This is a genomic window from Rhodococcus maanshanensis NBRC 100610 (assembly GCF_001894865.1).
In the GTDB taxonomy this organism is placed as follows: domain Bacteria; phylum Actinomycetota; class Actinomycetes; order Mycobacteriales; family Mycobacteriaceae; genus Rhodococcus_G; species Rhodococcus_G maanshanensis.
Window position 1 is genome coordinate 43,438 of the sequence record NZ_BCXA01000048.1, and the last position, 14,050, is coordinate 57,487.

Below are 14,050 nucleotides of genomic sequence, written 5' to 3' on the forward strand. Positions count from 1 at the left end.
TGGGAGTCGGTAGATCTGGCTGGTGGTTCGGCATTGTCTGGTTGGAGCTTCACATCAGTCCGGCGGCCTCGAGATCCGGCGCTGCGCCGCCTGCCGCCACGGCCGCGATCGCCGGGTAGCGAGGAGCGAAGACCCCGAGCGCGGTCGCCCGCTCGAAGTTCGCGTTGCCGCGATGCCCCCGCAGCTCCCGGATGCTCGCCGCACCGTAGTAGCCGCCGGGCACAACGGCCGCGGGCGGTCCGGACGGTTCCGGCCCGGTCATCACCGCGTGCAGGCTCCGCTCGAACAGCTCGTGGCAGGCCCGCAATCCGTTCATCATGACATCCTGGAAGCGATCGTCGGGCGCGATCGCGAACCGCTCGACATCGACCACCGCTCCGGTGTCGATGCCCGAGTCGACCCGGTGCAGCGTCGCCGCGTACTCGTCGCGCCCCTGGAGGATCGCGTGCACGATCGCGGCGGCGGGCAGCCCACGGAACTCCGGCAGCGGGCCGTTGTGGATGTTGTAGATCCGCAGGTCCGAGTCCACGAACGCGGGCCCGAAGATCATCGGGTTGTTGATCGACCACACCACCGAGTCGGTGCAGGCATCGGCGACCGTTGCGACCTCCGCATCGAGGTCCGTGGTCTCCAGGTGCGCGAGTGCCTCGAGTCCCGCGGGCGCCGCGTCGCCGGGCCCGGTGCACACCAGGTCAACCGTGAAATCCGATGCGGACGCGAATCGCGCGGCGCGCCAAAGCAATGCGCCGCTTCCCACCAGGATCACCCGAGCTCTCCCGTCCTCTTCGCATGGACTGCGGCGGCGCATACCCTGCCGAGGGTGAGCTGGTGCACCAACTCCTCGAGCTCGGCGACGAACGCGGCTTCGCCCGCGCGTCCGACCACCGTGCGCGAGACCTGCGAGAGCATCTCCACCGACGCCAGCGAGTCCCCACCGAGGGCGAAGAAATCCGAATCGGCGCGCAGGGTGCTCACCTCGACCACGAGGACCTTCGCCCAGATAGCGGCGATCTGGTCCTCCGTCCGCCGGTCGGACTCCGCCGATCCCGGATCGTTCGCCGTGTCGATCCCCCGCTCCTGGACGTCCGCCTCGGCGGCGCTCAGTGCCGCGCTGTCGAGCTTTCCGTTGGCGGTCAGGGGAATCTCGTCGACGATGTGGATCTCGGCCGGGATCATGTACGCGGGCACCTTCTGCGCCAGGAAGTCCCGGAGTTGCTGCGCCATCTGGTCGCACCCTTGGCTCCGCTCCTGTCCCTGCGGCGCACCCGTCTCGGCGGCGCGCACCACGTAGGCGGCCAGGACGTTGTCGCCGCGCTCCGCGCGCCGCACCGCCGCCACCGCGGCCCTGCCGACCAGGGGATGCTGTTCGATGGCGGCCTGCACCTCGCCGGGCTCCACGCGATTGCCCCTGATCTTCACCTGACTGTCGACGCGACCGGCGAACTCGAGTGCACCGTCGGGACGTCGGCGGGCGAGATCACCTGTCCGGTAGCACCGTCCGCCCGTTGACAGGGTGACGAAGCGTTCGGCGGTGACGTCAGGGCGGTTCAGGTATCCGCGGGCCACCTGCGGGCCGCCGAAGTACAGCTCACCGATCTCGCCGTCGGGCACCGGCAGGCGATCCGGGTCGAGCAGATGGACCGTGGTGTCTGCGGCCGGGCCACCGATCGGTACCGGCTGGGGTGCGGCCGAGGGCTCGTCGTCGAGTACGAGAGCGGTACAGACGATCGACATCTCCGCGGGCCCGTAGCTGTTGAGCAGCCGGCAATCCGGGCCGAACAGCTCGCGGGCACGCGCGGCCAGCGGCCCGTGCAGCGCCTCACCACCGATGCTGACCGCTCGCATCCCCACCGGCCGCAGATCCAGCCGGACCATCACCTCGAGCAGGCTCGGCGTCACCATCATCGTGTTCACCGTGGGACCCTCGAGCATCTCGGACAAGACCAGGTGATTGATCTCCTCCGGAACCAGGACCACCGCACCGCCGCTGAGCAGCGGGAGCAGCAGCGCCGCGCACGCCATGTCCGCCGCCTGCGTGTGATAGTGCGCGTAGCGGGTCTCGGGCCCGAGCCGGTACCAGTCGGTGGCCGAGCGCATCAGGTTCACGATGCCCCGATGTTCGACCTGGACGCCCTTGGGCCGTCCGGTCGAACCCGAGGTGTAGGTGACGTAGACCAGGTCGTCGGGGGTGGCGAGGTCCGGCGCCTTGTCGGCGCCGGAATGCGGCAGGTCGTCGACCACCAGGACATCGGTGTCGCCGAGCGCGGCTCGTCCCTTCGACGCCCGCTCCGTCACGCAGTGGCGCACACCGGAATCCGCGAGAATCCCCAGAATCCGCTCGTCCGGGTGCTTGGGGTCGAGCGCGAGAAAAGCCGCGCCCGCCTTGAGGATTCCCAGATATCCCACCACCGCGTCGAGCGACCGCCGAGCCAGCACCGCGACGACGTCACCGCGACGGACCCCACGGCCGCGTAGTTCCGCGGCCACCACGTCGGCACGAGCGTCGAGTTCCGCATAGCTGAGCTGACCGTCGTGCCCGATCGCCGCCACCGCGTCCGGGGCGGCCAGGACCAGGTCGCCGAAGATGCTCGTCACCGTTCGCCCCTGCCCTGGCCCCCGCGACGCGATCGGCCGCGGCTGCGCCTGCGCTCCGAGTGCTGCGGCGATATCGTCCAGCAGTCGCTCGAGAAGAGACGCGATCCCCGCACCGTTGCGGCAGGAGACCACGAGTTCGGTTCGTCCGCGGGCCTCCAGCACCGCGATCGAGAGCGGCACCATGCCCGTGTGGACCGGCAGGCCCCACACCTCGGTGGCCGCGAATCCGGGGAAGCTCAACTCGTCGAGATCGACTGTCCCCGTGTGGGACACGATCGCCGACACCAGATTTCCCCCGGTACGGGCGCCGATGGACATGCCGGCGCGCAGGATGGCCCGCGCCATCCACACCGGCATCTGCTGCAGCCCACCATTGTTCATCTCACCGAGCTCTCGGGACTCCACCATCCCGCGCAGCAGTTGGGCATGGATGCGCGACCACCCGTCCCCTGGCGTCGCGTCGAGGAACAGCGGTAGCGCCAGGTTGGCCGTCGACCGCAGGTCCTTGTCGTGCCGTCGCAGGTCCACGGGGACCATGATCCGGGTCTTGCCCCCGACCGCAGCCGTGATCAGCTCGGCGATCCGGGCGACCACGGCGGGCGAGGTTCCCTCCACGGTGCGCCTGCGCCAGAGGAAGTCCGACTCGCCGGGGGCCGGGCGGGCCCGCCCGAACGGCGAACGCGCGGTGGGGAGCAGCGTGGTCGGCTTGCCGTCGATCCCGAGCGACTCGACGAGGCTGTGGTCGGCAATCGCGTCCCGCGCTCCGATCGTCCGTTCGCCACGCAGCAGGCGGAACACCTCGGCCGCCCAGAGAGCCAGGCCTTTCCCATCCATCACGCCATGAAAAGCCCTCAGCACCAGCGTGTTCCGCTCACTTCCCAGCAACAGGACCTCGCAGGTGGGTCCACGCTCCGGATCGAGCGGACGGCTCAGCATCGGATGGTCGTCGAGCGGGGCATCCACCAACGAGTGCTCCGCGGCCACCACCACCGGGGGCGCGATGCCGCGGTCCACCCAGCGCTCGCCACGCCGGACGAGCCGGGCACCGGGGCAGGATTCGGACGCGCCTGCCACTGCCACCGCGAGGTCCCGCTCGTCGATCGAGCCCGTCCCCTGGATCACCAACTGGATGGCGAACGGCGGGGCCAACGTCTGCATCGCCAGATACAGACGTTCGGTTGGTGAGATCGGTCGTTCGAAAAGGGGCACAACGGAAGACAACGTCGCTCCTAGCCAGGGGGGTGCCGGAATAGTATCGGTTCGACGGAGACTCTGCATGAGGTTGCCAGAGTCGGCCCCCGACAAACGAAAAGTGGGACCCGCCCCGACCTGGGGCTGGTCCCACTTTCCGGCTGTGCGCCCTCCGTTACCGGGTGGCCTTCTGCATGTTCTCATCGAGCGCACCGAGGAACTCCTCGGTGGTGAGGTAGCCCTGGTCGCCACCGACGAGCAACGCCAGGTCCTTGGTCATCTGACCACCCTCGACGGTCTTGATGACGACGTCCTCGAGCTGCTGCGCGAACGCGATCACCTCGGGGGTGTTGTCCAGCTTGCCGCGGTGCTCGAGACCCCGGGTCCACGCGAAGATGGAGGCGATGGGGTTGGTCGAGGTGGGCTTGCCCTGCTGGTGCTGGCGGTAGTGCCGGGTGACGGTGCCGTGCGCGGCCTCCGCCTCACAGGTCCTTCCGTCCGGCGTCAGCAGCACCGACGTCATCAGGCCGAGCGAGCCGAAGCCCTGCGCGACGGTGTCCGACTGGACGTCGCCGTCGTAGTTCTTGCACGCCCAGACGTAGCCGCCCTCCCACTTGAGCGCGGAGGCGACCATGTCGTCGATGAGGCGGTGCTCGTAGGTCAGGCCCGCGGCGTCGAACTCGGACTTGAACTCGGTCTCGTAGACGTTCTGGAAGATGTCCTTGAACGCGCCGTCGTAGGCCTTGAGGATGGTGTTCTTCGTGGAGAGGTACACCGGGTAGTTCTGCTGCAGGCCGTAGTTGAGCGAGGCCCGCGCGAAGTCCTCGATGGACTTGGTGAAGTTGTACTGCCCCTGGACGATGCCGCCGCCCTCGGGGAAGTTCACCAGCTCGTGCTCGATCGGCTCGCTGCCGTCCTCGGGCGTGTAGGTGATCATCACCTTGCCGGGACCGGGGACCTTGAAGTCGGTGGCGCGGTACTGGTCGCCGAACGCGTGACGGCCGATGATGATCGGCTTGGTCCAGCCCGGAACCAGTCGCGGGACGTTCGAGATGATGATCGGCGCGCGGAAGATCGTGCCGCCGAGGATGTTGCGGATGGTGCCGTTGGGCGACCGCCACATCTTCTTGAGGCCGAACTCCTCGACGCGGGCCTCGTCCGGCGTGATAGTGGCGCACTTGACGCCGACGCCGTGCTTCTTGATCGCGTTCGCGGCGTCGATCGTGACCTGGTCATCGGTCTTGTCGCGGTACTCGATACCGAGGTCGTAGTACTCGAGATTCACATCCAGGTACGGATGGATCAGTTTGTCCTTGATGAACTGCCAGATAATGCGGGTCATCTCATCGCCGTCGAGTTCGACGACGGTGCCTTCAACCTTGATCTTGGACATGTGGTATTCGCGTCCTCCTAGGAAGTTTCCCCTGGTCACACGGCTCGGGCCCCGCTTTGTGAGCGAGACCACGAACGACTCAATCAGTAATCTATACAACCCGTGCGAACCGGGTCGATCCGCACCAAACAAGACGAGCGTACTGCTAACCGACTCGGACGCAACCGCTGGCCCGGCCTCGGCGAACCTACCGATCGGTAGCTTTGCGCAGCTCAGCGTGGATTCCGGCCGTGACCTCGGCGCCGATTCCGCCGAACCCTGGCCAACCCGGTTCCGACGGAGTGTGATGAGTGGGCGGACGTCATCGAGGGGAGATCGAGATGACCGAACGTGCCGACTCCGGGCCGCGACCGGTCCGCGCCCCGCGCGGCAACACCCTGACGTGCCGGGGGTGGCAGCAGGAGGGCGCCCTCCGGATGCTGATGAACAATCTGGACCCGGAAGTCGCCGAGCGTCCCGACGACCTCGTCGTCTACGGCGGCACCGGCCGCGCCGCCCGCAACTGGGCGGCGTACGACGCGATCGTGCGCACGCTGCGGACACTGGCCGACGACGAGACGCTACTGGTGCAGTCGGGCAAGCCGGTCGGGGTGCTGCGCACCAACGAATGGGCACCGCGGGTCCTGATCGCCAACTCCAATCTGGTCGGCGACTGGGCGAACTGGGAGGAGTTCCGCCGGCTCGAGGCGCTCGGGTTGATCATGTACGGCCAGATGACCGCGGGCTCCTGGATCTACATCGGCAGCCAGGGCATCCTGCAGGGCACCTACGAGACATTCGGCGCGGTCGCCCGCAAGAGGTTCGGCGGCTCGCTGGCGGGGACGATCACCCTGACCGCGGGGCTGGGCGGCATGGGCGGGGCCCAGCCGCTGGCGGTGACCATGAACGGCGGAGTCGCGATCTGTGTCGAGTGCGACCCGGACCGGATCAATCGCCGCATCGCGCATCACTACCTCGACACGAAGACCGAGAGTGTCGAGTCGGCGCTGGAGATGGCCGTGCTCGCCCGACACGAGGGCCGCCCGCTGTCGATCGGGCTGCTCGGCAACGCGGCCGAGGTGGTGCCGCAGCTGCTCGCGATGAACGCGCCGATCAACGTCGTCACCGATCAGACGTCCGCGCACGACCCGCTGAGCTATCTGCCGATCGGCGTCGCGGTCGAGGACTGGCACCGGATGGCCGCGAAGGACCCCGACTGGTTCACGACCGAGGCCAGGGCGTCGATGGCCGCCCACGTCGCGGCGATGGTCGGATTCAAGGACGCGGGCGCCGAGGTCTTCGACTACGGCAACTCGATCCGCGACGAGGCCAGGCGCGGCGGCTGTGACCGGGCGTTCGATTTCCCCGGCTTCGTGCCCGCGTACATCCGCCCGCTGTTCGAGGAGGGCCGTGGCCCGTTCCGCTGGGCCGCGCTGTCCGGTGACCCCGCCGACATCGCGGCCACCGACCGGGCGGTCGTCGACCTGTTCCCTGACGACGAACACCTGCGTCGCTGGATCACGCTGGCGGGCGAGAAGGTCCGGTTCGAGGGACTGCCCGCGCGCATCTGCTGGCTCGGCTACGGCGAACGCCACCGGGCCGGGCTGAGGTTCAACGAGATGGTCGCGTCCGGCGAGGTGTCCGCGCCGCTGGCCATCGGCCGCGACCACCTCGACGCAGGCTCGGTCGCGTCCCCGTACCGGGAGACCGAGTCGATGGCCGACGGCTCGGACGCCATCGCCGACTGGCCGCTGCTCAACGCGCTGGTCAACACGGCATCCGGGGCGTCGTGGGTATCCATCCACCAGGGCGGGGGCGTCGGCATGGGCCGATCCGTCCACGCCGGCCAGGTGTGCATCGCCGACGGCACCGAACTGGCCGCGCGCAAGCTCGAGCGGGTGCTCACCAACGACCCCGCCACCGGCGTCATCCGGCACGTCGACGCCGGCTACCACCGCGCGGCCGAGGTGGCGGCCGCCCGCGGCCTGCGCGTCCCGATGTGGGAGGGCTAGCACCGTGGGCATCAGCCCCTGGGTGGTCATCGACAACATCGGCACCCTGGTCACCAACGACCCGGAGGCGGGCGCGGGCAGGCTCGGGCTCATCCGCGATGCCGCCGTTGTGCTGGGTGACGGAATCATCCAGTGGGTCGGCGCGCGTGCCCACATCCCACAGGGCAGCGCGGACGCCACCGTTGACCTCGGTGGCCGGGCGGCGCTGCCCGGGTTCGTCGACAGCCACGCGCATCTCGTCTTCGGCGGCGAACGGGCCGAGGAGTTCGCGGCCAGGATGGCGGGCACCGCATACGCCGCGGGCGGCATCCGCACCACCGTCGAGGCGACCCGCCGCGCGACGGACGCGGAGCTGAGCGCGAACGCCGCGCGACTGGTTGCCGAGTCCGTCCGCTCGGGCACCACGACGATCGAATGCAAGTCGGGATACGGGCAGTCGGTCGTCGACGAGCTGCGGAGCCTCGAGGTGGCTGCGGAGGTCACGCCTGAGACGACGCTGCTGGCCGCACACCTGACCCCGCCCGAATTCGCAGGCGACACCGATGCGTACGTGCGGATGGTGTGTGCGGAGATGGTCCCGGCGTGCGCGCCGAACGCCAGGTGGATCGACGTGTTCTGCGAGACGGGGGCATTCGACGAACACCAGTCGCGAGCGGTCCTCGAGGCGGGCATCGCCGCCGGACTCACGGCGCGGGTGCACGGCAACCAACTCGGCCCCGGCCCTGGGGTCCGGCTCGCCGCCGAACTGGGCGCAGCCTCGGTCGATCACGTCAACTTCGTGACCGGCGAGGACGTCGAGGCGCTGGCGTCGGGCGAGACGGTCGCGACGCTGCTTCCCTGCGCCGACTTCTCCACCCGCAACCGGTATCCCGATGCCAGGGCCCTGCTCGATGCCGGTGTCACCGTCGCACTGGCCGCGGACTGCAACCCGGGCACGAGCTACACGACGAGCATTCCGCTGTGCATCGCACTGGCGGTCCGCGAGATGCACATGAGCCCCGACGAGGCCGTGTGGGCAGCGACGGCCGGTGGCGCGGCGGCGCTGCGGCGCAGCGACATCGGGCACATCCGGATCGGGGCCCGAGCCGACCTGATCGCACTGGACGCGCCCTCGCACCTGCACCTGGCGTACCGGCCGGGTGTGCCGCTGGTTCATGAGGTGTGGAAGGACGGGAATCGACAATGACGAAGGTGGACCTCATTCCCGGCGCCTGGTCGGGACGCGACGACGGCTCCGGGCCCGCGCACCTGCGCTGGCATTCGGCGATGTCCGCTTTCCACGCCGACATCGAGCCAGGGGCAACCGTTCTGGTCGGTTTCCGCAGCGACGAGGGCGTCCGTCGGAACAAGGGACGACCGGGGGCGGCGAGGGGTCCGACCGCCCTGCGTCACGCGCTCGCGTCGATGGCACTCGCCACGCCGATCCGGGTGTTCGACGCGGGCGATGTGGCGGTCGCAGTCGGTCATCTCGAGGACGGCCAACGGCGACTCGGTGACGTGGTGGCCGGGCTGCTCGACGCCGGCCATTTCGTCGCGGTGCTCGGCGGTGGGCACGAGGTGGCCTACGGAAGCTATCTCGGACTGTCGAACTCCGCGGCGGGCACATCCGGCGCACGACTCGGGGTGCTGAACCTGGATGCGCACTTCGATCTTCGCGACGATCCCGCGCCGAGTTCGGGGACCCCCTTCCTGCAGATGGCCGACGCCGAGACGGAACGGGGGCGCCTGCTGAACTACGCGGTACTCGGCATCGCGCAGCCGAGCAACACCGCGGCGCTGTTCGCGCGCGCCGTATCACTCGGGGTGCCATACCTCCTCGACGACGACTGCGGCGCGGCGAACCTGCCCGCGGTCGAGTCGTTCGTCGACGAGTTCCTCAGGACGGCGGACCTGGTGCACCTGACCATCGACCTCGACGTCCTGCCCGCGTCCGTCGCACCCGGTGTCAGCGCTCCAGCGGCGTTCGGGGTGCCGCTCGAAGTGGTCCAACGGGTGTGCGACATCGTCGCGCGCAGCGGCAAGCTCGCGCTGCTCGACGTCGCGGAGCTCAATCCGAAGCTCGACTTCGACAACCGGACCGCGCGGACCGCGGCGAGGCTGATCCACCGCGTCGTCACCTGGCGGGCGCCGGTCGGGTGAGCCCCGGACCATGTCTCCCAGCAGTCTCATCTAATCGGCCGGCTGTTCATATCGCTACGATCGGCGGCGCATGCAATTGCCTGCGGGTTGGAATGATGGAGGCTTCATGGGACTGTTCGGTTGGCGGACACGGGCTTTGTCCGCAGCGGTCGCAACGGCGGGTGCCCTGCTGGTATCGCCGGGAATCCCGGCGCAGGCGGCCGCCCCAGGAACACTCATCGCGACCACCGCGCAGCCCAACGGTTTCCGCGGCCTGTCGAACGGCACCAGTATTGACTACTGGACCACACGGTCCAATGGCGAAATGGTCAAGGCCAGCGGCGCTCTGTTCCTTCCCGACGGCCCTGCCCCCGCGGGCGGCTGGCCGATCATGGCGTACGACCACGGCACCTCCGGCCTGGGCCCCGGCTGCGGCGGCCAGACAAGCACCGACAAGGTGAGCAGGCCGCGCGAAGACGAGATCCTCCAGCACTTCGTTTCCAAGGGCTTCGCCGTAGCCGCCCCCGACTACCTCGGGCTGGGTCGCTTCGACACCGGCCCACACCCATACCTCGAATTGCGCACCGAGGCGACCACCACCATCGATCTGGTGAAGGCCGCCCGCGAAGCCCGTTCCGAGCTGTCGCGCACCTGGGCGCTGACCGGCCTGTCGCAGGGCGGTCACTCGGCGCTCGGCGCGGCGCACCTGCAGGCGAGCTCCGCCGCCGACCTCGACTTCCGCGGCACCATCGCCGTCGACCCGGCCTCCGATGTGGAGAAGGTGGTACCGCTACTCGGCCCCGACGTGCCCGAGATCCCGGTGGAGTCGGCATTGGCATAAACAGCTTCGTCGTCAGCATCCTCGCCGGGTTGCGCGAGACCAACTCCGGCCTCGACGTGAACAGCTACTTGACACCGCGCGGCCAGGAGATCCTGGACACCGCCGGAAGCCAGTGCCTGCCGAAGATCATGCACGACGTGAACGGCGTGCCGATGGGCGAGATGTTGGCCCGCCCACTGGGCGACGCCGCATTCCGCGACGCCATCGCCGACTACATGACGATTCCGACCAGTGGCTACGACGCACCGATCCTGTTGCTGCTCAATGCCACCGACGTCACCGTGCCGTCCCCGCTGCACGCCACGTTGGCTGCGCAGTTCGCAGCAAATGGTGTGGACCACCGATCGGTGGTCGGCACGGGTAAGCACTGCGAACTGAATCCTCAGATGTGGGCTGCCATCGACGCCTTCATCGTGCAGATGCTCGCTACGCCGACCACACGCTGACGTCCGGACCGGCCGCTCTGACCCCGGCCACCTAGTCGATGTCAGATCTTCGCTCCGACCACTTGGCCATCCAGCTCGCGTTCTCCGCCGAGATCGCGCCCTCGCAGTCATCCACGAAGGCCTTCCACGCGGCCGGGTCGGTGGGTGATCCGCTTGTCCGCCAATCGTTCACGCGCTTGCGCAGTCGACCCGCACAGGCGGAGTAACTCATGGCGAGGTAGTCGTATCTGGTGCCGGCTCGATGGGCCGCGACCGCTCCCCCGAGCGTGGTCAGGACGGCAACCCACGGTGCGACGCTGGATGACTGTTGACCGCCCGCGGCTGCACCGACATCGCCCGCGAGAACCGTGACGACGGCGGCGACGCTCGCGGTGGCCACGCTCAACCCGAGCGCCAACCGTCGGAGGCGTCGGGCCCGGACCGCATACTCGCGAGCCCGGGGGCGGTAGTACTCGGTGATCTGGCCCTGCACCCGATCCCGGACATAGTCCTCCGGCGTCATGGGGCCGGGAACCGGCGAGTTGCGGGCATCCACATCGTCGTCGTCGATCTCGTCGACGTAGGCCGACAGGTCCTCGACGGCCTGCTCGATCTCGGCGACCTCCTCCCGCAGTCGCGCCGGTGCACCCGCGCCGTCGAAAGGGGCCGCCCCGGCCCGAAACCTCATCACCAGTTGTTTGATGCCCTCCGAGGCGGCGCGGGCCCTGGTCCATCGACGGACCGCGTCGGGCGTGAGCAGGCCGCCCGCGACGACGGTCGCGGCGGCCAGGCACACCGCACCGAGGGCCGCCACCGAGACCCTGGCCGCGTCTGCCGTCCTGAGGAAGGTCGCGGTCAGCGTCGCCGCGATCGCGCCCGCGCCGCTGAGGTAGAACGCTGTCGCGCGGGCGATGTCGAGACGCTTCTTGAGGCGGTCGGCCACGAGGGACCAGCGAACGCGGGTCGCCCAGAGCGAGGCGATCAACTCTTCCACTTGGTCTGTGCGTTCACCCGCGGTCGGCCCCACCGGGGACCCAGCCATGACGACCACCTCGTTCACAACGACAGTCGGGTTCGCCCGCATACCAATCCTGGGCTCTGCACGCCGCGCGGGTCACGAGTAGTCGACTACCCGATCCCGGTCGGCTCAGGCCAGCTGCCCGACCACCGTCTCGGCGCTGCTGAGCAGTGCACCCGAGGCCGCCAACTCGACCGCGGCCCCGATCTCGGGCGCCACGAACCGATCGGTCCCTGGACCCTCGACGTACTGACGAAGGGTGTCGCGCACCGCGGCCGTCGCCGGTGACGGTGCGAGCGGGGCCCGAAGGTCCAGGCCGCGGGCGGCCGTGAGCGCCTCGATCGCGAGCACCCGGGTCAGCCCGTCGATCGACCGTCGGAGCTTGCGTGCGGCCGACCAGCCCATGGACACGTGGTCCTCCTGCATCGCCGAGGAGGGGATCGAGTCGACGCTCGCGGGCGCGGCGAGCCGCTTGAGCTCGGAGACGATCGCGGCCTGGGTGTACTGGGCGATCATGTGCCCGCTGTCCACGCCCGGGTCGCCTGCCAGGAACGGTGGCAGCCCGTGGTTGCGCGCGGTGTCGAGGAAGCGGTCGGTTCGGCGCTCGCTCATGCTCGCGAGGTCGGCGACGACGATCGCGAGGAAGTCGAGCACATACGCCACCGGCGCGCCGTGGAAGTTGCCGTTGGACTCGACCCGGCCGTCGAGGGTCACCACCGGGTTGTCGATGGCGCTCGCCAGCTCGCACGCCGCGACCCGTTCGGCGTGGGCGAGCGTGTCGCGGGCGGCGCCCGCGACCTGCGGCGCGCACCGCAGCGAGTAGGCGTCCTGCACCACCGTGCAGTCGGGGGTGGCGTGGCTGGCGACGATCTCCGAGCCTGCCAGCAGCCGGACCATGTTCGCTGCCGCGATGGCCTGACCGGGCTGCGGGCGCAGCGCCTGCAGGTCGGCGGCGAACACCTTGTCCGTGCCGAGCAACCCCTCGACGCTCATCGCCGCGGTGATGTCGGCCAGCGGCAACAACCGGTGCAGGTCGTCGCAGGCGAGCAGCAGCATGCCGAGCATGCCGTCGGTGCCGTTGATGAGGGCGAGGCCCTCCTTCTCCTCGAGGACCAGCGGCCAGATCCCGGCCGCGGCCAGCGCGTCGGCAGCAGGCAGCTGCTGGCCTGCGGCGTCTCGGACCAGGCCCTCCCCTGTCACCGCGAGCGCGATGTGCGCGAGCGGCGCGAGGTCGCCCGAGCAGCCGAGGCTGCCGAATTCGGGAACCACGGGCGTGATCCCCGCCGACAGCAGCGCGGCATAGGCATGCGCCACGTCGGGCCTGGCCCCGGTCCGGCCGGTCGTCAGCGTCGCCAGGCGCAGCAGCATCATCGCGCGGACCACTTCGCGTTCGACCTCGGGGCCGGTCCCCGCCGCATGGGAGCGGATGAGGCTGCGCTGCAGCTGGGCGCGCAGCTCCGGCGGGATGTGCCGGGTGGCCAGCGCACCGAAACCGGTGGAAACGCCGTACACCGGACCGAAGTCCCGCGCGAGCGCCTCGATGTGCGCCCTGGTTGCCGCCATGGCCGACACCGCCTGATCCGACAGCAACACCGGGGCGCCGAATCGGGCGACATGCAGCACCTGGTCGGGCGTCAGGGGGCCGACGCCGACCACGACCGATCCTGGATTCTCCACTGCGGGCTCCTCCGTCGGGAAGCGAGCTGCTGCTCACATCCTCCCGCCGAATCGGGCGCGGCGCGAGGAAATCGCCGTCAGGACGGTTGATGCACGGGTTCCGGCTCCGATTCCGGCTGCGGACGGACGAAGCGGAAGTAGGCGAGGGCGAGCAGTGCCAGCCACACCGCGCCGACGATCAGAGCCACCCTGGTGTCGGCATCGAAGGCGAGCACCGCGATCACGAACACCAGGAAGCCGATCGCGATCAGCTGCCCGTACGGCCAGAACGGCACCGGGAACTTCAACGCCGCGGCCTCGGCCGGATCCATCCGCTGCCGGGACCGGTAATGCGAGAGCAGGATCATCAGCCACACGAAGATCGTCGCGAAGGTCGCGATGGACGCGATGACCAGGAACACCTTGTCCGGGATCAGGTAGTTCAGGAGCGCGCCGACCAGCAGCGTGACCGTCATGATGACCACCGTCATCCACGGCACCCCGTTGCGGGAGACCTTCCCCATCACCGCGGGCGCCTGACCGCGCTGGGCCATACCGAACATCATCCGGCCCGCGCCGAAGATGTCGCTGTTGATCGCCGACAACGCCGCGGTGATCACCACGATGTTCAACACCGTCGCCGCCGGTCCGATGCCGAGACCCTGGAAGATCTGCACGAACGGACTGCCCTCGGACCCGATCGACTGCCACGGATTGATCGCCATGATCACCGCCAGGGTCAGCACGTAGAACAAGATGATGCGCACCGGGACGGTGTTGATCGCCCGCGGAATGGTGCGCTCCGGGTCCTCCGCCTCACCC

The 14,050-nt window shown here is 69.3% G+C and carries 11 protein-coding genes; 5 read left to right on the top strand and 6 right to left on the bottom strand.

Features of this window, described 5'->3' with window-relative positions:
• Window positions 1–49: 49 nt before the first annotated feature.
• The 3 genes from RM1_RS21370 to RM1_RS21380 form a co-directional block, all read right to left on the bottom strand.
• Window positions 50–766 (bottom strand): formyltransferase family protein, encoded by a 717-nt coding sequence (locus RM1_RS21370; RefSeq protein ID WP_072753690.1) that lies wholly within the window; start codon window positions 764–766, stop codon window positions 50–52.
• Window positions 763–3,816 carry a non-ribosomal peptide synthetase gene (locus RM1_RS21375; RefSeq protein WP_143069510.1) on the bottom strand — a complete coding sequence of 1,018 codons (3,054 nt, stop codon included), beginning with the start codon at window positions 3,814–3,816 and terminating at the stop codon, window positions 763–765. The genes RM1_RS21370 and RM1_RS21375 overlap by 4 nt, the downstream gene beginning before the upstream one ends.
• Window positions 3,817–3,961: 145 nt before the next feature.
• Window positions 3,962–5,179 (bottom strand): NADP-dependent isocitrate dehydrogenase, encoded by a 1,218-nt coding sequence (locus tag RM1_RS21380; RefSeq protein ID WP_072753691.1) that lies wholly within the window; start codon window positions 5,177–5,179, stop codon window positions 3,962–3,964.
• 320 nt (window positions 5,180–5,499) lie between these two features.
• Here RM1_RS21380 and hutU point away from each other — a divergent pair, with 320 nt between their 5' ends.
• The 5 genes from hutU (at window position 5,500) to RM1_RS26915 (ending at window position 10,575) form a co-directional block, all read left to right on the top strand.
• Window positions 5,500–7,170 carry a urocanate hydratase gene (gene hutU, locus RM1_RS21385; protein ID WP_072753692.1) on the top strand — a complete coding sequence of 557 codons (1,671 nt, stop codon included), beginning with the start codon at window positions 5,500–5,502 and terminating at the stop codon, window positions 7,168–7,170.
• Window positions 7,171–7,180: 10 nt separating this feature from the next.
• Window positions 7,181–8,356: an imidazolonepropionase gene (gene hutI, locus RM1_RS21390; RefSeq protein WP_072753701.1), complete on the top strand. Its 1,176-nt coding sequence runs from the start codon at window positions 7,181–7,183 to the stop codon at window positions 8,354–8,356.
• Window positions 8,353–9,309, top strand: a complete 957-nt coding sequence (gene hutG / locus RM1_RS21395; RefSeq protein WP_072753693.1) for a formimidoylglutamase — start codon at window positions 8,353–8,355, stop codon at window positions 9,307–9,309. The genes hutI and hutG overlap by 4 nt, the downstream gene beginning before the upstream one ends.
• Before the next feature lie 106 nt (window positions 9,310–9,415).
• Window positions 9,416–10,129, top strand: a complete 714-nt coding sequence (locus RM1_RS26910) for an alpha/beta hydrolase family protein (protein WP_245816529.1) — start codon at window positions 9,416–9,418, stop codon at window positions 10,127–10,129.
• 29 nt (window positions 10,130–10,158) lie between these two features.
• The gene (locus tag RM1_RS26915; protein ID WP_245816531.1) at window positions 10,159–10,575 is read left to right on the top strand and encodes a hypothetical protein; all 417 of its coding nucleotides are present in this window, start codon (window positions 10,159–10,161) and stop codon (window positions 10,573–10,575) included.
• A 31-nt stretch (window positions 10,576–10,606) separates the two neighbouring features.
• On the opposite strand, the gene RM1_RS21405 is transcribed toward RM1_RS26915, so the two are convergent.
• The 3 genes from RM1_RS21405 to RM1_RS21415 all read right to left on the bottom strand — a co-directional run.
• On the bottom strand, window positions 10,607–11,596 hold the full coding sequence (locus tag RM1_RS21405; protein WP_169922359.1) for a DUF4231 domain-containing protein: 990 nt from the start codon (window positions 11,594–11,596) through the stop codon (window positions 10,607–10,609).
• 105 nt (window positions 11,597–11,701) lie between these two features.
• Window positions 11,702–13,249, bottom strand: coding sequence for a histidine ammonia-lyase (hutH, locus tag RM1_RS21410; RefSeq protein ID WP_072753695.1), 1,548 nt, complete (start codon window positions 13,247–13,249; stop codon window positions 11,702–11,704).
• Window positions 13,250–13,326: 77 nt separating this feature from the next.
• Window positions 13,327–14,050 (bottom strand): amino acid permease (locus RM1_RS21415; protein ID WP_143187338.1); only part of this gene is annotated, 724 nt, incomplete at its 5' end.

What these genes read in the sequence shown, in the direction of transcription:
- hutG (WP_072753693.1), top strand. Translation starts at nt 8,353, where the DNA reads ATGACGAAGGTGGACCTCATTCCCGGCGCCTGGTCGGGACGCGACGAC.
- RM1_RS26910 (WP_245816529.1), top strand. Translation starts at nt 9,416, where the DNA reads ATGGGACTGTTCGGTTGGCGGACACGGGCTTTGTCCGCAGCGGTCGCA.
- hutU (WP_072753692.1), top strand. Translation starts at nt 5,500, where the DNA reads ATGACCGAACGTGCCGACTCCGGGCCGCGACCGGTCCGCGCCCCGCGC.
- RM1_RS21380 (WP_072753691.1), bottom strand. Translation starts at nt 5,179, where the DNA reads ATGTCCAAGATCAAGGTTGAAGGCACCGTCGTCGAACTCGACGGCGAT.
- RM1_RS21405 (WP_169922359.1), bottom strand. Translation starts at nt 11,596, where the DNA reads ATGGCTGGGTCCCCGGTGGGGCCGACCGCGGGTGAACGCACAGACCAA.